Consider the following 20,705-nt stretch of genomic DNA (forward strand, 5'->3'; position numbering starts at 1 on the left):
AATCCCGATTCAGGGATGTTGTCCTGGGTACTGGGGGCAGTCTTGATGGAGCGCTCCTCGGTCCGGGTCCGAGTTTGCCGACCTCTGCTTCCTGATCGTCGACCGAAGGACCTGACCGATGGCTGCCAACTTCAGCCGCGTGCGTGAGTCACGCCGCACCAGCACCACCTCGGCCGTGCGCCGTGGCTTCTCCGCCGTCGCCCTGACTGCCGGCATCGCCGGCTTCGCCGCGCTCGGGATGGCGGGTCTGGTGTCCAACCCGGCCTCCGCCGCGCCCGGCAACAACGGCACGGTCAAGATCGCCAACGTCGGCGACGTGGACAACGTCCCGAACAACCAGCCGCACCAGGGCTGCGTCTTCACCGTGCAGTGGTACAACTTCGACAAGACCGCCCACGCGACCGTCACCTTCACGATGCAGGACCCGACCAGCGGCGGCGTCGCGGTCTCCGGTGACACCACCCCGAGCTTCACCGGTGGCAAGAAGCTGGACCACGTCGAGGCCTACACGCTGACGCCGGACGCCTCGATCGTGCCGCAGCCGAACCAGGGCTACCACGTGACGCTGACGGTCAACACGACCGACAGCAAGGGCAGCGACGTCAAGCACAAGACGTTCTGGTTCGCCGGCTGCGGTACGCCGACGACGCCTCCGGCCACCACGCCTGCGACGACTCCGCCGACCACCGAGACGACCACCGAGACGACGACCGAGACCACCGAGGCGACGACCCCGCCGACGACCGAGGCCACCAGCGCGGCGACCACGCCCACCGGAGGCGGCCCGACCATCCCGACCCAGACCGGCGGCGGCAACCCGGAGAGCGTCTACACGCCGACCGCCAGCGCCACCGAGTCCAGCTCGCCCCAGCCCGGCAAGGTCGTCCCGACCCGCATCGAGTCCGGTCTGGTCACCCTGCCCACCTCGGCGAGCACCCAGCAGCACTCCGAGCGCTGGCCGCTCCTGGCCCTGTCGGGCCTGAGTGCCCTGCTCGGCGCGATCGGCCTGCTGCCCCGCCGCCGCACCTCTCGCCGGAGCTGACCTGACCAACGCACAGCGCCGCGTCATCGCCGCGATCGCCCTGATCCTGCTCTCGGCAGGCCTGGCGGTCGCGGCGATCGCGCTGCCCGGACACACCGGTCAGCCGGCCCCGGGGCCCACCGCGGCAGCGCGCTACCCGGTCGCGCCGTTCGAGGCGCCGACCACGGGCAGCCCCATCGCGCCGCTGCCGCACCCGTCGCGGCCGACCGGGCTGATCATCCCCGCGCTCGGGGTCCGTGCGCCCGTCGTACCGCTGGTGGCGGAGGGTGCTGTCCTGACCCCGCCCGGTGACGTCAGCGAGGTCGGCTGGTGGCGGGCGGGGCGCCGTCCCGGGGCCCGCCGCGGCAACGTGCTGATCACCGGGCATACCGTGCACACCGGCGGCGGCGTGTTCGACAACCTGGGCGACCTCACGGTCGACGACCAGATCGAGGTCGACACCCGCACCGGCCCGATCGTGTACCGGGTGGTCGAGGTCCGCTACCTCAGCGTCGCGCAGCTGGCCCGGGAGGCGCCGGACCTCTTCGCCCACGACGGCCCGTCGCGGTTGGTGCTGGTGACCTGTGCGGGGTGGGACGGCGGGCAGTTCGTCTACCACGGCAACACGGTGGTCATCGCCGAGCCGATGGTGACCACCCGGCACGCGCACCTGCACCCGTCGAGCACGCCGACCCCGACGCGCAGCCCCACCCCGACGCCGACCCCGACGCCGACCCCGACCCCCACCCCGACCCCGACCCCGACCCCGACCCCGACCCCGACCCCGACCCCGACCCCGACCCCGACCCCGACCCCCGCCCCCAGCACGTCCTCGCCGGGCGGGCTCGAGGCCCCGGGTCTGCCCTACTGGTACCCGTGCCAGGACTGCGCGACCGCCGGACGCAAGCAGCGCCTGGTCATGACGAACTAGTCACCCGGGACTATCTGCCCGCAACATTCCGCTGGATCTTTGTAACGGGGGTCACAAACACGCTGGTCAGGCCCTAGGCTCCGACGCGATGAAGCGCTACGTGATGTTCCTGGCCGCCCTCCTCGCCGGCACCGTCCTCGCCACGGTGCTCGAGGCCGCTCCCGGTCATGCGTCCAATCTCGGGCTCCAGGTCAACGCACTGCCGAGCACGACCAAGGCCGGCTCGGCGCTCTACCTGACCGGCACCGCGCCGAGCGGCCGCGTGGCCGTGCTCCAGGTCCTGCGTGGCGGCGTGTGGCTGACCATCTCCGGCCAGTCCGGCAGCGGTGCGGCGTTCAAGTTCCGCGTGCCGACCAGTTACTACGGCATCCGCACGGTACGCGCCATGTCGCCGGCGTCCGGGCTGCTCGGCGGCGAGATCGACGGCGACGCGAAGACGGTCCGGGTGCTGCCGCCGTACACGCCCCAGGGCACCAAGGGGCAGAGCATCACCTCCGACAACGGCTACCGCTGGAACCCCTGCGCCGTCATCAGGTACCGGGTCAACCTGGCCGGCATGCCGAGCACCAACCTCAAGCTGATCAAGAACGCACTGCGCAAGGTGCACGCCGCCACCGGGCTGCGGTTCTCGTACGCCGGCGGCTCGAAGGTGCTGCCGTTCGGTGGCGCCTGGAACCGCAGCGTCCCGTCGTCGGGGCTGTACTTCGCCTTCGTCACCGCGAGCACCGTGCCCGCGATCAAGGGCATCGCCGGGCTGGGTGGCGAGGGAGCGCTGGTGACCTCCGGCTCGGGCGCCAAGATCATCGCCTCGGGCGGCGTCTCGCTGGAGAAGGGCTGGTGGAAGAAGCTCACCTCCGGGTTCAAGAACGGCCCCTCCCGCGGCTCGCTGCTGCTGCACGAGATCGGCCACGCCGTCGGCCTCATGCACGTCGGCGCGAAGCCCGAGATCATGTACCCCGTCCTCGGGCCGTGGTCCTACGGCCGGTACGGCTGGGGCGACCTCACCGGCCTCCAGCAGCTCGGCGCCGACCAGGGCTGCCTTCGTTAGGCCTGCGGCAGCAGGACCGTCGCCGTCATGGTGGCGCCGTGGGCGCACGCGACGGGGGCCGGTACGCCGTGCGACACGTGCCGGCCGCCCGCACACAGCCGGAGCTGACCGCCCGCGGCGACCACGAGCTGCTCGACCAGCGCGAGTCCGAGACCGGCGCCGGGGCGTGACCGGGCCTCGTCGGAGCGGGTGAACCTGCCCGTGGCGCGGTGCAGCAGCTCGTCCGTCATGCCGTCGCCGGCGTCGACGACCTCGATCCGGACCCAGCCCGGGCCGGCCTCCTCCACGCTCACGCGGACCGGCGGCCGGCCGTGCAGGAAGGCGTTCTCGACCAGGTTGGTGACGATCCGCTCGAGCGCGGAGGACGTGATCGCTGCCAGCAGCGGGGTCGGCGGCACGGCGACCTCGAGCTGGGCGGCGCGCCGCGGGTCCGCGACCCGGCGGTGCTCGACCACCGCCGCTGCGACCCGGGTCGCGTCGACGCTGACGCCGTGCTGCGCCGCCACCGATCCGAGCGCGAGAAGGTCCTCGGCGAGCGCCGCCAGACGCCCCACGTCGATGGCCAACTCGTCCAGGATCCGCTCGTGCTCCTCGATGGTGCGGTCGCGGCGCCGGGCCAGCTGGATGCGCGACTTGAGCAGCGTCAGCGGCGTGCGCAGCTCGTGGCTGGCGTCATTGACGAAGTGCCGCTCCCGCTCCACCGCCTCCTCCAGCACGGCGAGCATGTCGTTGAGGGTGTGCCCCAGCCGGGTGACCTCGTCGTCCCGGTCCTCGGGTACGTCGAGGCGCAGCTGCCCGGCCCCGCCGGCGATCTCCTCGGCCCGGCGCCGATAGCGCTCCACCGGCCGCAGTGCGAACCGGGCCAGCAGGTCGCCGACCACCGACGTGACGACGAGGGCGCCGAAGCCGGCGACCGCGAGCTGCAGGAGCAGCTCGCGCAGCGCCTCGTCGCGGTGGTCGCGCCGCACCTCCACCACGAGGTACGTCGATCCCAGCGGCGTGATCTGCACGCGCCAGGTGGCCGTGGTGTCGAGGATGTCGCCGATGTCGATGATCGGGTCGCGTCCCGAGCGCGCGAGCCGGCGCGCGTCGACCAGGGCATGGGTCGGCGCCGCGCCGCCGCGGCTCAGCGGCCGCCCCTGGGCGTCGACCACCTGCCAGCCGACCCCGGTCGCCTCCGCCTCGGCCTCGTTCCGGACCGTCGTTCCCTCCAGCAGCGGCCGGATCGTGGAGGTCGCCTGCGTGAGCTGGGTGTCGAGCTCGCGGTCCAGGGTGGACTCCACGCGCCAGTACACGAACCCGCCCGCGGCGAGCAGCACCACCAGCATCGCGGCGGAGAACCCCGCCACCAGTCGCATCCGCAGCGGCAGCCGGTGCAGTCTCCGGCGTACCTTCACGACGGGGTGCCCCCCGGCAGCTCGACGCGGTAGCCCGCGCCGCGCACGGTGGTGATGGTGTTGGTGTCGAAGGGCTTGTCGATCTTGCCGCGGATCGTCGCGAGGTAGACGTCGATGACGTTGCTGCGCAGGTCGGTCTCGCCGTCCCACACCTCCTCCAGGATGGTGTAGCGCGACACGACCTTCCCCGCGCGGCCGACCAGCAGGTGCAGGATGTCGAACTCGCGCGCGGACAGCTCGATCTCGCTGTCGCCGCGGAACACGCGCCGTGCGCCGGGATCGACGCGCAGGTCGCCGACCTGCAGGATCGCGTCATCGTCGTCGTACGACGTCCGCCGGTGCAGCGCGCGCAGCCGGGCCAGCAGCTCGTCGAGGTCGAAGGGCTTGGGCAGGTAGTCGTCGGCGCCCGCGTCGAGCCCGTCGATCCGGTCGCGCACGTCGCTGCGCGCGGTCAGCATCAGCACCGGCGTCACCAGGCCGAGGTCGCGCAGCTTGCGGCACACCGTCACGCCGTCCATCCCGGGCAGCATCCGGTCCAGGAGGAGCACGTCGTACGGCTGACCGCCGGGGAGCGCGCGCCCGTACGCCGCCGTCCCGTCGTGCGCGACCTCGACCTCCCACCCGGCCTCGGCGAGCGACTGCTCGAGCACCTCGGCCAGCCGGACGTCGTCCTCAGCGACCAGGATCCGCACCGACCCGCCTCCTCGCACTCCCCGAACCCCGCACAACGCCACGTTCGGGCTCCATCGACCCTAGTGTGCTCCTGTGACCGCGGTGATCACCGCAGCGATGCTGCACCTGCACGCGTGGGGCGCCCCGTTGCTGTTCGCGGTGCTCTTCACCGAGACCGGCCTGCTGGTCGGCTTCTTCCTGCCCGGCGACGCGGTGCTGTTCACCGGCGGCATCCTGGTCGCCTCCGGCGACCTCCGGCTGCCGCTGTGGCTGGTCGTGCTCGGCGCGTTCGTGGCGGCGAGCGCGGGCGACCAGGTCGGCTACCTGATCGGGTCGCGGTGGGGGCCGGGCCTGTTCGCGGGCGACCGGCGGTGGCTGAACCGGCACCACCTCGCGGGTGCCCACCGGTTCTTCGAGCGGTTCGGCCCGCGCGCGGTCGTGCTGGCCCGCTTCGTCCCGCTGGCCCGCTGCTTCACCCCGCCCGTGGCGGGCGCGGCAGCCATGTCGCGGCGGCTGTTCACGACGTACAACGTGATCGGCGGGTTCGTGTGGGTGGCGGCGTTCCTGGTGGCCGGCTACTACCTCGGCACGGTCGACCTGATCGCCGACCACGTCGAGCTGCTCTCGGTCGGCATCGTCGTCGTCGGGACGCTGCCGGTGGTGGCGGCGTACCTCCTGCGCCGCAGGCGCGCTGCGGTCTCTTAACGCTCCCCTCATCCCGGCGGCCCTACGTTCGCGGGCATGACCACACAACCAGCGGTGGACGCCGTCGGTGTCACCAAGAGCTTCGGCTCGGTGCTCGCCGTCGACGACATCTCGATCCAGGTCGCGGCCGGCGAGGTGTACGGCGTGCTCGGGCCGAACGGCGCCGGCAAGACCACCTTCCTGCGGATGCTGTTCGGCCTGATCCGGCCGGACGCGGGGGAGATCACCGTCTTCGGACGGACCTGGGACAACGACGGGGTCGCGATGATGGAGGGGGTCGCCGGGTTCATCGAGAGCCCGAGGTTCTACCCCTACCTCACCGGGCGGCAGAACCTCGAGGGCCTCGCCAGGCTCGACGGCGGGGTGCGCGACGGTCTCGTCGACGAGGTCCTCGCGATCGTGGACCTGGCCGACCGCGCCGACCGCAAGGTGGGCGGCTACTCCTACGGCATGCGGCAGCGGCTCGGGGTGGCGGCGTGCCTGCTGCGCGAACCCAAGCTGCTCGTCCTCGACGAGCCCGCCAACGGCCTCGACCCCGGCGGCATCCGCGACATGCGGGCGCTGGTCAAGTCGCTCGCCGCGAGCGGCCTCAGCGTCCTTCTCAGCTCGCACCACATGGACGAGGTCGAGGAGATCTGCGACAACGTCACCATCATGAGCCGCGGCAAGGTGGCCTTCCACGGCACCGTCGACGCGCTGCGGGAGATGGCTCCCGATCCCGGCTACACGCTGCGCACCAGCGACGACGCTGCGGCGCCCGGGCTCCGGCCGGCCGACGTCACCGTCACGCGCGACCCCGATACCCACGGGCTCACCGCCGTCGGACCCGAGCACGCGATCTCGGGGTACGTCGCCGCACTGGTGCACGCGGGGATCGAGCTGCGCGAGCTGACCCCGCTGCAGACCCCCTTGGAGCACCTGTTCTTCATGCTGACCGACGCCGACCCGGAGGAGGGCCGATGAGGGCCGCGCTGACCTTCGAGCTGCGCAAGCTCGCCGCCCAGTGGCGGACCCGGTGCGTGCTGGTGGGGGCGCTCATCGCGCCGCTGCCGATCGCGCTCGCGATCCACGCCCAGGGCAACCCGCCCAAGGACACGCTGTTCGGCCGCTACGCCACCACCAACGGCTTCGCGCTCGCGCTGCTCGTCCTCGGGTACGCCGCCCAGTGGGTGCTGCCGCTGCTCACCGCGATCGTCGCCGGCGACATCTTCGCCAGCGAGGACCACCACGGGACCTGGAAGACGATCCTCACCCGATCGGTGAGCCGCACCTCGGTGTTCTCGGCGAAGACCATCGCGGCGGTCGGGTTCGGTGTCCTCGCGGTGCTCGTGCTCGGGGCCTCGACGATCGTGACGAGCGTGCTGGTCGGCGGCCACGGCGCGCTGACCGGCCTGACCGGGCAGCTCATCCCGGCGTCGGAGGCCTGGCGGCTGGCGGCGTACTCCTGGCTCAACGCGGTGCCGCCGGTCATCGCCTTCACCGCCCTGGCCATCCTGCTGTCGGCGTGGTCGCGCAACGCGGCCATCGGCATCGCCGGCCCGGTCGTGCTCGGCTTCGTGCTGCAGCTGGTCGGGGCGATGGGCGGGGCCGAGGCCCTGCGGCCCTACCTGCCCAGCACGGCCTTCGAGTCCTGGCACGGCTTCCTCACCGCGCCACAGTTCTTCGGGCCGCTCGTGCACGGCCTGATCGCGAGCGCGGGCTGGACCGTGCTCGCGCTCGCCCTGTCCTGGACCATCGTCCGCCGTCGCGACATCACCGGAGGCTGACATGCGCCGCATCATCACCACCTTCGCCATCGTGCTCCTGCTCGCCTGCGGGCTGGCGGGAGTCGCCATCGCCACCGGCGGGGGCAGCGCGATCACCCGCCCCCGGCTCGAGGACGCGGTCACGGCCGCGTTCGACAACGTCTACGCCCGCGAGGCGACGCTGCTCGGGCACCAGGGCGTGACCCCGGCGAGCATGGGCACGAAGACCTACTGCGACAAGGGCCCCGGGATCCCCCAGTCGGGCCCCGGCACCACCTGGGTCTGCCTGGCCAAGTGGAACGACCCCAGCGTCCCGATGCCGTCCGCGGGCTACGGCAAACTCGAGGTCACCGTGCACACCAACGGCTGCTTCACCGTCGGCGCGCCCTCGTCGCTGGTGGGCTACCAGACGATCACCGACGCCTCGGGGCGCACGGTCGCGAACCCGGCGTACGAGTTCGACGGGTGCCTGGACCCCGAGGGCGACAACACCCCGAACGGGGTGACCTATGTGCCGGAGCTCAAGATCACCAACACCACCGTGACGCCCGACGCGTCCGGGCACGTCGGCGTCGACCTGCTCTGCGGGCCGGGTGCGGGCGGGTGCACGGGCACGGTCACCGCAGTGGCCGGAGGTACGTCGCTCGGGTCCGCCGACTTCGCGATCACCGAGACCGCCACGGCCCAGCTGACCTTCCCGGGCGCGCTGCCCGCGGGCGCCACGGGCGTGACCTACACGGTGCGCGGGAAGGGCGAGGTGCTGCCGTCACCCACAGACGTGACGGTGCAGCGCTAGCTGCGCACCAGCCGGGCGATGGCGTCGACCGCCTCCTTCATCTTCGCGTCGGCCTCGGGGCCGCCGCTGCGGGCAGCATCCGCGACGCAGTGCTCGAGGTGGTCCTCCAGCAGGCCCAGGGCGACCGACTGGAGCGCCTTCGTGGTGGCGCTGACCTGGGTGAGGATGTCGATGCAGTACTGGTCCTCCTCCACCATCCGGTGCAGGCCGCGGACCTGGCCCTCGATCCGGCGCAGCCGCTTCAGGAAGGCGTCGCGCTCGGCGGAGTAGCCGTGCTGGTGTTCCTCGCTCACGCCGCCCAGGATACCCCGGGGTGGTATGTCGGAGGGTGCGTCAGCCCGCGTGCTCCGGGCCGAGGCACACGGCGACGAGCTCGCCGGTCTTCTTCCCGGTGAACACGTCCCAGCCGTCGTCGAAGCTGACCAGGCGGTTGCGTCCGGTCGTGTCGCGGACGATGGCCTTGCTCGGGATCACCGAGGAGTCGAAGCCGGTGTAGGAGCAGCGGTTCTTCGTCATCATGTGGCCCAGCGGGCGGGCCGAGAGGCCGAGCTCCTGAGGGTGCGCGGGCGGCTGCGCGATCACGCTGACCGCACCGAGGCCGAACAGCAGGACCAGCGCCCCGGTCGTCAGGGCGGTGCGTGCGGAGAGCGCCAGGGTCGCCCAGAGAGGGCGGCCCGAGACGGGCACAACAGTCACGGCAACCTCGTTCTCTCATGTGGTCAGCGCTGGTGCGCGGGGTGCGGGGGCCGGACATGGATCTCAACGACGCGCAGCGGTCCTGGTCACGCGAGATCACGGCTGTTCGGGTGTGATCTACCCCCACCCGCACCACCGGGACCACCTGGAACACGGGTCGCCCGCGGTGTTGGCAGGATGGGGCCATGACCTGGTTCGCCTCCCCTGCCGATGCCGCCGATCGACTGACCGCGGCCGGCTACCTCGCCGACGCGGCGACCGCCACGACGGCGTACCTCGCCGGGAGCCTGGAGAAGCCGCTCCTGCTCGAGGGGCCGGCCGGCGTCGGCAAGACCGAGCTGGCCAAGGCGGTATCGCGGGCGACGGGCGCGGAGCTGATCCGGCTGCAGTGCTACGAGGGCCTCGACGAGGCGCGCGCGCTGTACGAGTGGAACTACAAGAAGCAGCTGCTCGCGATCCAGGCGGTCAACCACGACCAGGTCTGGAGCGAGACCCACGACGCGATCTTCACCGACGAGTTCCTGCTGACCCGGCCGCTGCTGACCGCGATCCGGCGCGAGGAGCCGACGGTGCTGCTCATCGACGAGGTCGACAAGACCGACATCGAGGTCGAGGGCCTGCTGTTGGAGGTGCTCAGCGACTTCCAGGTGACCATCCCCGAGCTCGGCACCGTCGAGGCGACGCGGCGGCCGTTCGTGGTCCTCACCTCGAATGCCTCGCGCGAGCTGTCCGAGGCCGTCAAGCGCCGCTGCCTCTACCTGCACCTGGACTACCCCGACGCGCACCGCGAGCGGGAGATCCTGCAGGCGCAGGTGCCCGACCTGGACGACGCGATCGCCGAGCAGCTGGTCGCGACCGTCGGCCGGCTGCGCGAGCTCGAGCTGAAGAAGGCGCCCTCGATCGCGGAGTCCGTCGACTGGGCGCGCACGCTGATCGCCCTGGAGATCCGCAACCTCGACGAGGCCGCGATCGCCTCGACGCTGGGCGCGGTCCTCAAGCACCAGTCCGACCACGAGCGGGCGATCAAGGAGCTCCGGCTCAAGGCGTCGCGGTGACCGTCCGCCCCGAGCCCGCCGGGTCCGGTCTGCTCGACCGGCACCTCGGGTTCGTGCACGCGCTGCGCGGGGCCGGGCTGTCGGTCTCGCTGGCCGAGGACCTCGACGCGGTCGCGGCGCTGTCGGCGATCGGGTGGGGCTCGCGCGAGACCGTCCACGACGCGCTGGCGGCAACCCTGCTGAAGAAGCAGTCGCACCGCACCACCTTCGACGCGCTCTTCGACGTCTACTTCCCCGCGCTGGTGGGGGACGGGGCCGCGGGGGCGTCGTCGGGAGCGGGTGGCGTGGACGCGGAGGACGAGGAGCGCGACACGTCGACCACCCTCGACGCGCAGGCGCTGCGGGAGTTCCGCGACCGGCTCGCCGAGGAGCTGCAGGCCGAGGAGTACGACGACGAGCAGATGCGCCGCATGGCTGCCGAGATGGTCGGCCGGTTCGGCGCGATGCCGGGTCGTGGCCCGGGGATGTCGTCGTGGTCGGCGTACACGGCCCTGCAGCGGGTGGCGCCCCAGGAGCTGATCGACCAGATCGCGCAGGGGCTGCTGGGGGAGATGGACCGGGAGTCCGCCGAGCGGGTCGCGAACCAGCGGATCGGGACGTTCACCGGTCAGGTCGAGGCCGACGCCCGCCGCCGGATCGCCGAGGAGAAGGGGCCGGACCACATCGCCGACGTCGCGATCCGGCCCAGCATCGACAAGCTCGCGTTCATGTCGGCGCGGAAGTCGGACCTGGAGGAGATGCGCCGGGAGATCTTCCCGCTCGCGCGGCGACTCGCGGTCCGGCTCGCCAAGGAGCAGCACTCGCGGCGGCGCGGGCCGCTCGACTTCCGGCGTACCGTCCGCGCCTCGATCGCCACCGGCGGCGTACCCATCAGCACCCACCACAAGCCCAAGCGGCCGCACCGCACCGACCTGGTGGTGCTGTGCGACGTGAGCGGCTCGGTCGCGAACTTCGCGCAGTTCACCCTGCTGCTGATGTTCGCCCTGCGCGAGGCCTTCGCGTCGATGCGGGCGTTCACCTTCATCGACCACGTGCACGAGGTGACGCCGTACTTCCGCCCGGGCGCGGACCCGGCCGACGTGCTCACCGACCTCGCCGCCAGCACCGCGCACGCCGCGCTGTGGGGCCGGACCAATTACGGCCGCGCCTTCGGCAAGTTCCACGAGGGCTTCGCCGACACGCTGACCCCGAAGACCACGCTCCTCATCCTCGGCGACGCCCGCAGCAACTACAGCGACCTGCACGAGGAGACGCTGCGCCGGCTCGTCGGCTCGGTGCGCCGGGCCTACTGGCTCAACCCCGAGCACCAGCGCAACTGGGGCACGGGCGACTCCGCGGCCCCGACGTACAGCAAGATCGTCGAGATGATCGAGTGCCGCAACCTCGAGCAGCTCAGCGACTTCGTCCACGACCTGGTCTGACGCAAGGGATCTACAGGGCGGTCCCCAGGCGGGCCAGGCCCTCCTCGATGTCGGCGGTGGTCCCTGCGAAGCTGAACCGCAGGAAGCGGTTGCCGACGGCGGTGTCGAAGTCGATGCCGGTGGCGACGGCGACTCCGGAGCGGGCCAGCAGCGAGTGGGCGAAGGCCATCGAGTCCTCGGTGAGGTGGCCGACGTCGGCGTAGACGTAGAAGGCGCCGTCGGCGGGGGCGAGCCACGTGATCCCCAGGCCGCGCAGGCCGTCGAGCAGGAGCTCGCGGTTGTGGGCGTAGCGCTGCACGTGGCTGTCCAGCTCGGCGTACGACGCCTCGGTGAACGCCGCGATCGCCGCGCGCTGGGCCAGCACCGGCGGGCAGATGGAGAAGTTGCCGGTGAGGACGTCGACCGCGCGGCGCAGCCGCTCCGGGGCGAGCATCCAGCCGAGCCGCCAGCCGGTCATCGAGAAGTACTTGGAGAACGAGCCGAACACGACCGCCTCGCGGCTGGTCTCCCAGGCGCTGTGGTCGCGCGAGCCGGCGCCGCCGTAGGAGATGCCGTGGTAGATCTCGTCGGAGATCAGCTGGACCCCGGCCGACGCGCACCACGCCGCGATCGCGGCGAGCTCCTCGGGCAGCAGCATGGTGCCGGTCGGGTTCGCCGGGCTGGCCACGACCAGCGCGGTCAGGGGCGTGGCGGCGTGGGCCGCCTCCAGCTGCGCGACGGTCGGCTGGAAGCGCGTGGCGGGGCCGGCGTCGATCTCCACGACCTCGCAGCCGAGGGCGGCCAGCACGTTGCGGTAGCAGGGGTAGCCCGGCCGCGCGATCGCCACCCGATCGCCCGCCTCGCACGCGGCCAGGAAGGCCAGCAGGAAGCCGCCGCTGCTGCCGGTGGTGAGGACGACGGAGTCCGGGTCGACGTCGAGGTCGTACCACCGGCCGTAGTGGCCGGCCACCGCCTCCCGCAGCTCGGCGATCCCGACCGCGGGCGTGTAGCCCAGCGGGTCGCCGGAGCCCAGCAGCCGCGTCGCCTCCGCCACGACCGGGGTCGGGGCGCCGGTGGAGGGCTGGCCCGCGCACAGGTTGACCAGGTCGCCGTGCGTGCGGGCGCGCTCGGCCGCGGCCGCCAGCAGGTCCATGACGTGGAACGGCGGGACGTTCGCCCGCTGGGCGGCGGCGAGACGGGAGATCACTCAGCCAGCCTAGATCTACGCGAGTTCAGACTTCTGGTCGACCGAAGCCAGGGTTTGGGTCGACCAGAAGTCAGGATTCGCGGGACCCGACGCCAGAACTCGCGGCGTGCAGGCCCGCCCGCCGGCCGAAGAACGAGCCCTCGCCGAGCTGGGTGCCCGAGCAGTAGCCCGCACCGTCCTGGGCGATGTTCGAGGCGCAGGCGCCGGCGGCGTACAGGCCGGGGATGACCGAGCCGTCGGGTCGCCGCGCCTCGCCGTCCACGCTGACCGAGATGCCGCCGAGGGTGAAGCCGGCGTACAGGGCGACGCCGAGGGTCAGGTCCAGCACCGCCCACGGGCCCTGGGTCTGCGGCGCGAGCCAGTCGGGGTGCTTGTGCAGGTCGGGGTCCTCGCCGCGCGCGGCGTGCTCGTTGTAGCGGGCCATGGTGGCGACCAGCGAGCCCGCGGGCAGGCCGAGGCCGGCCTCCATCTCCTCGACGGTCTCGTAGCCGTCCTTGAGCGGCACCAGCGGCATCTGCGACTCGCCGTAGTGCGCGCTGTCGACGATGAGGTACGCCGACTGCCCGGGCTGCTGCATCACGGCGTGCGAGGTCCGCGCGTGGTAGCTGTCCTCGCTCACGAACCGCTGCCCCTCGCGGTTGACGATCAGCCCCTTCACCAGCGAGGACGGCGGGTAGAACGGAGCGGTGATGAACGGCTCGTCCATGTTCTCCAGGGCCGCGCCGACGGACTCGCCGAGGCGGATGCCCAACCCGTCGTCGTACGTCGATCCGAGGGTGAACAGCTTCGAGCCGAGGGCCGGGGTGTGGCGGGCCACCATGTCCGGGTTCATCACGAAGCCGCCCGCGGCGATCACCACGGCGCCGGCGCGGACCATCCCGGTCTCCTCGAAGGACCGCCACGCCAGGCCGACGACGGAGCCGTCGTCCGACACCACCAGGTTGGTCGCGCCGGTCTCGAAGCGCACCTCGACCCCGGCCTCCTCGACGCGCTGCCGCAGCAGGTCCATGACGATCCGGGTGCCCTCGGTGTCGCCGGGCACCGGCACCTTGTGGCCGCGGGGCGCCGGCGGGACCTGCTCCCGGAACGGCCACACCTTCTCGTTGCCGGTGAACATCAGACCCTGGGTGCCGGGCTGGATGACGGCCTTCTCCGGGTAGAAGGACCGCTCGAACTCGAAGCCGAGGGCCTCCAGCCACGCGAAGTGCTCGACCGATCCCTCGCAGTAGGCGCGGATCTTGTCCTTGTCGGGGTCCTTCGTGGACGCGACCAGGTAGTCGACCATCGCCTCGACGGAGTCGGGATGCCCGGTGGCGACCTGTACCGGCGTACCGCCGCCCAGGTAGAAATGGCCGCCCGACATCGAGGACGTCCCGCCGTGCACGGCAGCGCGCTCCAGCAGCAGCACCCGCGCGCCCGCCCGCGCCGCCTCGAGGGCCGCGCAGCCGCCGGCGATGCCGAAGCCCACCACCACGACGTCGTACGACGGCGCCTCGGCGGGCAGCTCGCTCTCCGGGACGGTGGCGGGGACGGCGAGGCCGGGTGCGGTCATGACAGCAAATGTAGAACATGTTCTACCGATAGACTAGGAGCCCTGCCACCCGACGAAAGCCGAGTGACCGTGACCTTCGATGTCCACCAGCTCGACTCGTTCGTGCTGGTCGGGGCGTCCGTCACCCTCCTGGCGGTGCTGGCCGTGCGGATCTCCTCGCGCGCCGGCCTGCCCAGCCTGCTGCTCTACCTGCTGATGGGCGTCGTGCTGGGGGAGTCCGGATTCGGCATCGCCTTCGAGAACGCCGAGCTCGCGCACGCCCTCGGCTTCGCGGCCCTCGCGATCATCCTCGCCGAGGGCGGCCTGACCACGAGCTGGCGCGAGGCGCGCCCGGCGATGCGGATGGGGCTCTCCCTGGCGACCGTGGGCGTCCTGATCTCGATCGGGGTGGTCGCGGTCGGCGCCCACTTCCTGCTCGGGTTCTCCTGGGAGCTCGCGGTGCTGCTCGGTGCGGTCTGCTCGCCCACCGACGCGGCGGCGGTGTTCTCGGTGCTGCGCGTGGTCCCGCTGCCGAAGCGGATCACCGGCACGCTCGAGGCCGAGTCGGGCCTCAACGACGCGCCGACCGTGGTCCTGGTGACCCTGGTGTCTTCGGGTGCGGTCGGCCAGCACGGCCAGCTCGGCACGACGGGGATCGTCGTCTACGAGCTGGTCGCGGGCGTCGTCATCGGCCTCGCCGCCGGCGTCGGCGGCGCGTGGGTGATGCGCCGCGCCGCGCTCCCGTCCTCCGGCCTCTACCCGATCGCGGTCCTCTGCCTGACCCTGATCGGGTACGGCGCCGCCACGGCCGTCCACGCCAGCGGCTTCGCGGCGGTGTACGTCGCCGCACTCGTCCTCGGCAACACCGACCTCCCGCACCGGGCCGTGACGCGGTCCTTCGTCGAGGGGCTCGCCTGGCTGGCCCAGATCGGCCTGTTCGTGATGCTCGGCCTGCTGCTGTCGCCCGGCCGGATCTCCTGGGGCACGGTCGGCACCGCGCTGGTGGTCGGGATCGTGCTCACCGTCGTGGCCCGCCCGCTGTCGGTCGTGATCAGCTCGGTCGTGCGGCCGATGCCCTGGGCCGAGCTGGGCTTCCTGTCCTGGGCCGGGCTGCGCGGAGCGGTGCCGATCGTGCTGGCGACGATCCCGCTGGCGGAGGCGGTCCCGGGCGCGACCCGGCTCTTCGACGTGGTCTTCGTGCTGGTCGTGATCGACACCCTGGTGACGGCGCCGACGCTGCCCTGGGTCGCGCGGGTGCTCCGGGTGGCCCGTCGCTCCGAGCCGCGGGGCATCGACGTCGAGGCCGCGCCGCTGGACCGGGTGGCGGCGGACCTGCTGGTGGTCACCATCAGCCCGGTCTCGAAGCTGCACGGCGTCGAGGTGGGCGAGCTGCGCCTGCCCGTGGGGGCGAACGTGTCGATGGTGGTGCGCGACGGCGAGACGATGGTGCCGGAGCGGCGTACCTCCCTGCGCCACGGGGACGACCTGATCGTGGTGACCCCGCGCCGGCTGCGGGAGGACACCGAGCGCCGGTTGCGCGCGGTCAGCCTGCACGGCCGCCTCGCGCAGTGGGTGGGGGACCAGCAGGAGCACTAGCCCACCACCGGTGGGTCAGTGCGTGACCTCGACGTCGACGGTGTCGCCCCAGATGCCGTCGACCGTCACGGTCAGGCCGGCGACCCGCGTCGATTGACCCGAGCCCAGCGTGGCCAGGGCCGAGCGGCCCGGCTCCGGGTCGGTGGGCCGCGGGGTGATGGCGAGCGAGGCGCGGCCGTCGGTCACGTCGCGGAGCACCACGAGCACCGGCGTGCCGCCGACGGTTACGTTGGCCGGTCGGGTCACGTTGCGGCCGCCGCTGGCCGGCGCCGGTGTCACCCGGACCTTGCCGGGCGCGGGCTGGAAGTCGGGTACGCCGCCGCCACCGTTGCCGCAGCCGGTCAGCACCAGCAGGAGGAGGGTCGCGAGCACGGCCGCGCGCGGGCCGCTCATCGGTCCTCCTCGACCGGCAGGAGGTCGACGTACACCTTGTCCTCGGTCCGCACCTGCGCGACGTGCCACCGGCCCTGCCCGCATGCGAGCTCCACGCCGGCACGGCAGACGGGGCGCCCGACGACGGCCCCGTCGGGGCCGCGGACCAGCAGCGCGAGGGCGGGGTCGGTGGTGTCGGGGTTGAAGTCGAGTACGCCGAAGCGGCAGCCGTGCCGGTCGGTCACCTGGTGGCCCTGGATGATCCGGGTGCTGCCCGGTGTCTGCTCGGGCATCGTGCTCTCACTCATCTCCCACGCTCACCTCGCCGAAGTGCTGGTGGAAGTCATCCTCGCTGAGGGTGACCTCGTCCGGGATCCCCTCCTGGTTCGATCCCCACGGGTTGCGCAGGGTGACCTTGCCGTCGCCCGCGCTCACCACGACGTACTCGTGGCTGGTCACGAGGTCGTGGTGGTCGGGGAAGGTCTCGTCGCTGTGCAGCCACAGGAAGCCGCTGTGGTGGCTGTCGCTGCCGGCGGTGATCGCGTGGCCTGAGGCCAACAGGCTCTGCAGGTCGGATGCGGAGTAGTCGTCGTCATCGTGCTTGGCGGCGTGCTCGCCGGTCAGGTCCTTGAGGGCGTGGTCGCCGTACCCGCCCTCGATGGAGCTGTAGCCGCCGTTGTACTGCGCGTAGGCCTTCTCGTAGATCTGCACCCACTTGCCGCCACCCGGATCATGGGTGAACGCGGTCTGGTCCCAGCTGTTGGTGGGCAGGGCGGAGTCGACGGTGACCTTCGTGGGCTCGCCGTCGCGGTAGAAGGTCACCGTGTAGGTGCCGTTGCCGTTGTCGTGCACGTGGTCCTGCACGAAGGACGGGTCAGCGTGCACCTGCGCCCCCAGGCCCGCCAGGAACCAGCAGTCGCCGAGGTCGCCCTGCTGGATCTGGGAGGGATCGGTGGAGCCGTAGGGGATCAGCTCGCCGTCGACCCACTTCCAGTGCAGATCCTTCTGGTCCTCGTTGCCTGACCCCTCCGTGCCGCTCATCACCGGCTGGATCTCGGTGAGGTGCTGGGAGAGCCGCTGGGCCTCGAACAGGGGCAGCGTCGGCAGCAGCAGGTTCGCCAGCGCGATCCGCTGGTCGGTCGTCAGGCCGCCGAGCGGCCACCCCGACTTGCCCAGCGCGGTGTTGAAGCGATCCAGGTCCTCATCGCTCATCAGGCCGACGACGATGCCGGCCTCGCTGGGCGACAGGCCGTCGAGGGCCTCGAGCAGCGCGGGGTCCAGGTACGGCTTCGAGCCGCCGGAGGCCGACTTCAGGTCGCCGAGCGCCTTCTGGATCCGCGCCTGTACGTCGGGCGGCAGCCCGGCCAGCACGGCCTTGTAGTAGGCGGCGTAGTCGCCGCTGGTCAGCCCGAGCGAGGGCCAGTCCGAGATCGCCGCCAGCGGGATGAAGCCCTCGCGGAACAGGGTCCTGATCACGTTGCGGTCGTTCGGGTCCGACTTCAGCAGCAGCGCGGTCGAGGCGGCGCTGGCGTCGAGCTGGGCGACGTACTTCTCGTAGGTGCCCTGCAGCGCCGCCTTCTTCTCGCTGCGGATGTGCACCGGGTCGAGCTGGTCCTCGTGGCCCCAGTTCCTGGGGTCGAGCATCGCGAGGTACGGCGCTGCCGCCACGTCGGTGTTCAGCGCCTCGACCTGCTGGTCGAAGGTCTGCGCGGAGGTGCCGAACCGGCGCAGGCAGGCGGCCGCGAGCTCGCCGGCGCAGCTGAGCCGGGTGGCGTGCCCGGCCGCGTCCGCGGGGACCTGCCGGATCTGCTGGAGGTCGCCGACGGTGGCCGCGTCGCTGCGCCGGGCGTCGGTCAGCAGGTCCTTGCCGAGCTGGGCCAGCTGCTGGGCGTGCGCGCTGGGCAGGTTCGCCGCCTCGAGGATGGCCTGCGGGGTGCTCCCGTGCAGATCGCGGAAGTCTTCGAACGGCGATGCCACGGACGTCCTCCACCGGTACCGAGACGCACGGCGCCGGGGCGCGCCGTACCTGGTGACGATGTCCGGCGAACCACGCACTCAAACGCGGAGAGCGCGATCAGTAGTCGGCGGTCGGCTCGCACACGGTCGTGTCGGCCGCGGCCCGGAGGGACGGGAGGCCCTGCTGCACCTTGCCGAAGGCGTCGCCGACCACCACGGTGATGCCGGGGTAGTCGGAGTAGCGGTGGACGACGCGCACGTCGGAGCCGAGGTAGGACGCCACCAGCTCGGTGGCCGCGCCCTTGGGGTTGTCGGTCCAGATCTCCGCGGTCAGCGCCTTGCGCACGTGCGGAGTGTTGCCCCGCTTGCCCGCGGCGAAGCCGAAGTCGGCCAGCTTGGCCTGGGTGCTCTGGGCCAGGCCGACCGTGGTGCCGGCGTTGAGGACGTTGACCAGCACCATCCGCGGCCGGACGCGCTCACCCGCCGCCACCGTGGTGTCCTGGCAGATCGGCACGGCGGCGACCGTGCTGGTCGGGAAGGGCGCGGTCACCTTGTGCCAGGCCCAGGCGGTGGCGAGCACCAGGACGAGCGCGAGCACGCCGATCGTCGCAGTCGACCGACTGCTGGTCTGCAGATCCATGCGGGAGTCCTACCCCTCCATCCGCACGACACGCGCGTGCAGCACATTGCGTTGCTGCAGGGCCGCGCGGAGCGCACGGTGCAGGCCGTCCTCGAGGTAGTACTCGCCCTGCCAGAGGACCACGTGGGCGAACAGGTCGCCGAAGAACGTGGAGTCCTCGTCGAGCAGGGACGACAGCTGCAGGGTGTCCTTGGTCGTGACCAGCTCGTCCAGGCGGACCTGGCGCGGCGGGACCTGGGCCCAGGCCTTCGCCGACAGCCCGTGCTCGGGGTACGGCCGGCCGTCCCCCACCCGCTTGAAGATCACCGTCGGATTCTACGTTCCCGGCTCTACGCTGTGCGCCATGACCGACGCGCAGACGCCCGCGACCCCGGCCACCACGCCGGCCGCGAACCCGATCGAGGCCGCCGTGGCCCCCGGCTACCAGTTCCAGGGCGCCGCCCTCGAGCTCGGCGGCCTGATGGTCGACGCCACGACGTTGACCGGCACCCACATCCGGATCCCGCTCGCGATGCTCAACCGGCACGGCCTCGTCGCCGGCGCGACCGGCACCGGCAAGACCAAGACCCTGCAGCTGCTCGCCGAGCAGATCTCCGCGGCCGGCGTGCCGGTCTTCGCCGCCGACATCAAGGGCGACCTGTCCGGCCTCGCCGTCCCGGGCGAGAGCAGCGACAAGCTGACCGAGCGGGCCAGGTCGGTGGGCCAGGACTGGCAGGCGAAGGGCTTCCCGGTGGAGTACTTCGCGCTGGGCGGGCAGGGCACCGGCGTACCCATCCGGGTGACGGTCTCGGCCTTCGGCCCGCTCCTGCTCTCGCGCGTCCTGGGCCTCAACGAGACCCAGGAGTCCTCGCTGGGGCTGGTGTTCCACTACGCCGACCAGGCCGGCCTGCCGCTGCTCGACCTGGCCGACCTGCGCGCCGTCGTCCAGCACCTGACCAGTGACGAGGGCAAGGCGGACCTCAAGGACCTCGGCGGGCTCTCGTCGGCCACGGCCGGCGTGATCCTGCGCGAGCTCATCGCCTTCGGCGACCAGGGCGCCGACGCGTTCTTCGGCGAGCCCGAGTTCGCCTCCGCCGACCTGCTCGCGGTCACGCCCGACGGCAAGGGCGTCATCAACCTCGTCGAGCTGCCGAACCTGCAGGACAAGCCGGCGGTCTTCTCGACCTTCCTGATGTGGCTGCTCGCCGACCTTTTCCACGACCTGCCCGAGGTCGGCGACTCCGACAAGCCCAAGCTGGTCTTCTTCTTCGACGAGGCGCACCTGCTCTTCCACGACGCCTCGAAGGACTTCCTGGACCAGATCGCCCAGACCGTGCGGCTGATCCGCTCCAAGGGCGTGGGCGTCTTCTTCGTGACCCAGTCGCCGACCGACGTACCGGACGACGTGCTGGCGCAGCTCGCCTCGCGCGTCCAGCACCAGCTCCGCGCGCACACCCCCAACGACGCCAAGGCGCTCAAGGCCACGGTGAGCACCTACCCCAACAGCGCGTACGCCGACCTCGGCGCGGTCATCACCGGCCTCGGCATCGGCGAGGCGATCGTGACGGTCATGGACGAGCGCGGGGCGCCGACGCCGGTCGCCTGGACCCGGCTGCGGGCGCCCGAGTCGCTGATGGGCCCGAACGCCGCCGACGCGATGGCGGCCGCGGTGAAGGCCAGCCCGCTGGCCGCGAAGTACGGCGAGGTCGTGGACCGCGAGTCCGCCCGCGAGATCCTCGCCAAGAAGCTGGAGGAGGGTGCCGCCAAGGCCCAGGAGGCGCCCGCGGGTCAGGCTCCTGCGCCCGCTCCCGCCCCGCCCGCTCCCGCCGGCCCGTCGAAGGGCGAGCAGGCCGGCGAGATCGTGATGAGCGTCGTGAAGTCGTCGGCGTTCAAGCAGTTCATGCGCACCGCCGCGTCCGAGGTCGCGCGGGGCATGTTCAAGACCGGCCGGCGCTAGC

The 20,705-nt window shown here is 72.1% G+C and carries 22 protein-coding genes; 11 read left to right on the top strand and 11 right to left on the bottom strand.

Going from position 1 to position 20,705, the window contains the following annotated elements; genetic code table 11:
* The first annotated feature begins 118 nt into the window (after positions 1-118).
* From ACYU8V_RS16240 to ACYU8V_RS16250, 3 genes are all read left to right on the top strand, one after another.
* A complete protein-coding gene (locus ACYU8V_RS16240) occupies positions 119-1,042 on the top strand; it encodes a hypothetical protein (RefSeq protein ID WP_460848815.1) in 924 nt (307 codons plus the stop codon).
* Positions 984-1,952 (top strand): class F sortase, encoded by a 969-nt coding sequence (locus ACYU8V_RS16245; RefSeq protein WP_460848817.1) that lies wholly within the window; start codon positions 984-986, stop codon positions 1,950-1,952. The genes ACYU8V_RS16240 and ACYU8V_RS16245 overlap by 59 nt, the downstream gene beginning before the upstream one ends.
* A gap of 88 nt (positions 1,953-2,040) precedes the next feature.
* Positions 2,041-3,000, top strand: a complete 960-nt coding sequence (locus ACYU8V_RS16250; protein ID WP_460848818.1) for a matrixin family metalloprotease — start codon at positions 2,041-2,043, stop codon at positions 2,998-3,000.
* On the opposite strand, the gene ACYU8V_RS16255 is transcribed toward ACYU8V_RS16250, so the two are convergent.
* Positions 2,997-4,358, bottom strand: coding sequence for a sensor histidine kinase (locus ACYU8V_RS16255; protein ID WP_460849003.1), 1,362 nt, complete (start codon positions 4,356-4,358; stop codon positions 2,997-2,999). The genes ACYU8V_RS16250 and ACYU8V_RS16255 overlap by 4 nt on opposite strands.
* A 35-nt stretch (positions 4,359-4,393) precedes the next feature.
* Complete coding sequence (locus tag ACYU8V_RS16260; protein WP_460848819.1) at positions 4,394-5,089, bottom strand: response regulator transcription factor; 696 nt, start codon at positions 5,087-5,089, stop codon at positions 4,394-4,396.
* A gap of 73 nt (positions 5,090-5,162) precedes the next feature.
* Here ACYU8V_RS16260 and ACYU8V_RS16265 point away from each other — a divergent pair, with 73 nt between their 5' ends.
* The 4 genes from ACYU8V_RS16265 to ACYU8V_RS16280 are packed head-to-tail and all read left to right on the top strand — an operon-like array spanning position 5,163 to position 8,315.
* Positions 5,163-5,774 carry a DedA family protein gene (locus ACYU8V_RS16265; RefSeq protein ID WP_460848820.1) on the top strand — a complete coding sequence of 204 codons (612 nt, stop codon included), beginning with the start codon at positions 5,163-5,165 and terminating at the stop codon, positions 5,772-5,774.
* Between the two features lie 36 nt (positions 5,775-5,810).
* On the top strand, positions 5,811-6,737 hold the full coding sequence (locus ACYU8V_RS16270; protein WP_460848821.1) for an ABC transporter ATP-binding protein: 927 nt from the start codon (positions 5,811-5,813) through the stop codon (positions 6,735-6,737).
* Positions 6,734-7,540 carry an ABC transporter permease gene (locus ACYU8V_RS16275; protein ID WP_460848822.1) on the top strand — a complete coding sequence of 269 codons (807 nt, stop codon included), beginning with the start codon at positions 6,734-6,736 and terminating at the stop codon, positions 7,538-7,540. The genes ACYU8V_RS16270 and ACYU8V_RS16275 overlap by 4 nt, the downstream gene beginning before the upstream one ends.
* A 1-nt stretch (position 7,541) precedes the next feature.
* Positions 7,542-8,315: a hypothetical protein gene (locus ACYU8V_RS16280; RefSeq protein ID WP_460848824.1), complete on the top strand. Its 774-nt coding sequence runs from the start codon at positions 7,542-7,544 to the stop codon at positions 8,313-8,315.
* Here the strand turns inward: ACYU8V_RS16280 and ACYU8V_RS16285 are convergent.
* Both ACYU8V_RS16285 and ACYU8V_RS16290 read right to left on the bottom strand, forming a co-directional pair.
* The gene (locus ACYU8V_RS16285; RefSeq protein ID WP_460848826.1) at positions 8,312-8,608 is read right to left on the bottom strand and encodes a metal-sensitive transcriptional regulator; all 297 of its coding nucleotides are present in this window, start codon (positions 8,606-8,608) and stop codon (positions 8,312-8,314) included. The two genes, ACYU8V_RS16280 and ACYU8V_RS16285, sit on opposite strands and share 4 nt — an antisense overlap.
* 40 nt (positions 8,609-8,648) lie before the next feature.
* Positions 8,649-9,011 (bottom strand): hypothetical protein, encoded by a 363-nt coding sequence (locus tag ACYU8V_RS16290; protein WP_460848827.1) that lies wholly within the window; start codon positions 9,009-9,011, stop codon positions 8,649-8,651.
* Positions 9,012-9,196: 185 nt separating this feature from the next.
* Between ACYU8V_RS16290 and ACYU8V_RS16295 the strand changes: the two genes are divergently transcribed.
* Together ACYU8V_RS16295 and ACYU8V_RS16300 are read left to right on the top strand one after the other, a co-directional pair.
* Complete coding sequence (locus ACYU8V_RS16295; RefSeq protein ID WP_460848828.1) at positions 9,197-10,066, top strand: AAA family ATPase; 870 nt, start codon at positions 9,197-9,199, stop codon at positions 10,064-10,066.
* The gene (locus tag ACYU8V_RS16300) at positions 10,063-11,487 is read left to right on the top strand and encodes a vWA domain-containing protein (protein WP_460848829.1); all 1,425 of its coding nucleotides are present in this window, start codon (positions 10,063-10,065) and stop codon (positions 11,485-11,487) included. Before ACYU8V_RS16295 ends, ACYU8V_RS16300 begins: the two co-directional genes overlap by 4 nt.
* A 10-nt stretch (positions 11,488-11,497) precedes the next feature.
* On the opposite strand, the gene ACYU8V_RS16305 is transcribed toward ACYU8V_RS16300, so the two are convergent.
* Positions 11,498-12,673, bottom strand: a complete 1,176-nt coding sequence (locus ACYU8V_RS16305; RefSeq protein ID WP_460848831.1) for an aminotransferase class I/II-fold pyridoxal phosphate-dependent enzyme — start codon at positions 12,671-12,673, stop codon at positions 11,498-11,500.
* Between the two features lie 70 nt (positions 12,674-12,743).
* Positions 12,744-14,225 (bottom strand): FAD-binding protein, encoded by a 1,482-nt coding sequence (locus ACYU8V_RS16310; protein WP_460848832.1) that lies wholly within the window; start codon positions 14,223-14,225, stop codon positions 12,744-12,746.
* Between the two features lie 69 nt (positions 14,226-14,294).
* Here ACYU8V_RS16310 and ACYU8V_RS16315 point away from each other — a divergent pair, with 69 nt between their 5' ends.
* Entirely contained in the window at positions 14,295-15,800 is a 1,506-nt protein-coding gene (locus tag ACYU8V_RS16315; RefSeq protein ID WP_460848833.1) for a potassium/proton antiporter, read from the top strand.
* Between the two features lie 15 nt (positions 15,801-15,815).
* On the opposite strand, the gene ACYU8V_RS16320 is transcribed toward ACYU8V_RS16315, so the two are convergent.
* From ACYU8V_RS16320 to ACYU8V_RS16340, 5 genes are all read right to left on the bottom strand, one after another.
* Positions 15,816-16,193 (bottom strand): hypothetical protein, encoded by a 378-nt coding sequence (locus ACYU8V_RS16320; RefSeq protein WP_460848835.1) that lies wholly within the window; start codon positions 16,191-16,193, stop codon positions 15,816-15,818.
* Entirely contained in the window at positions 16,190-16,480 is a 291-nt protein-coding gene (locus tag ACYU8V_RS16325) for a hypothetical protein (RefSeq protein ID WP_460848836.1), read from the bottom strand. The genes ACYU8V_RS16320 and ACYU8V_RS16325 overlap by 4 nt, the downstream gene beginning before the upstream one ends.
* On the bottom strand, positions 16,473-18,149 hold the full coding sequence (locus ACYU8V_RS16330) for a C2 family cysteine protease (protein WP_460848838.1): 1,677 nt from the start codon (positions 18,147-18,149) through the stop codon (positions 16,473-16,475). The genes ACYU8V_RS16325 and ACYU8V_RS16330 overlap by 8 nt, the downstream gene beginning before the upstream one ends.
* Positions 18,150-18,246: 97 nt before the next feature.
* Positions 18,247-18,768, bottom strand: coding sequence for a LytR C-terminal domain-containing protein (locus ACYU8V_RS16335; RefSeq protein ID WP_460848839.1), 522 nt, complete (start codon positions 18,766-18,768; stop codon positions 18,247-18,249).
* 9 nt (positions 18,769-18,777) lie between these two features.
* The gene (locus tag ACYU8V_RS16340; protein ID WP_460848841.1) at positions 18,778-19,074 is read right to left on the bottom strand and encodes a type II toxin-antitoxin system VapB family antitoxin; all 297 of its coding nucleotides are present in this window, start codon (positions 19,072-19,074) and stop codon (positions 18,778-18,780) included.
* A gap of 37 nt (positions 19,075-19,111) precedes the next feature.
* Here ACYU8V_RS16340 and ACYU8V_RS16345 point away from each other — a divergent pair, with 37 nt between their 5' ends.
* Positions 19,112-20,704 (top strand): helicase HerA-like domain-containing protein, encoded by a 1,593-nt coding sequence (locus ACYU8V_RS16345; RefSeq protein WP_460848842.1) that lies wholly within the window; start codon positions 19,112-19,114, stop codon positions 20,702-20,704.
* The last annotated feature ends 1 nt before the right edge of the window (position 20,705 follow it).

It is taken from the genome of Nocardioides ultimimeridianus, assembly GCF_054777895.1.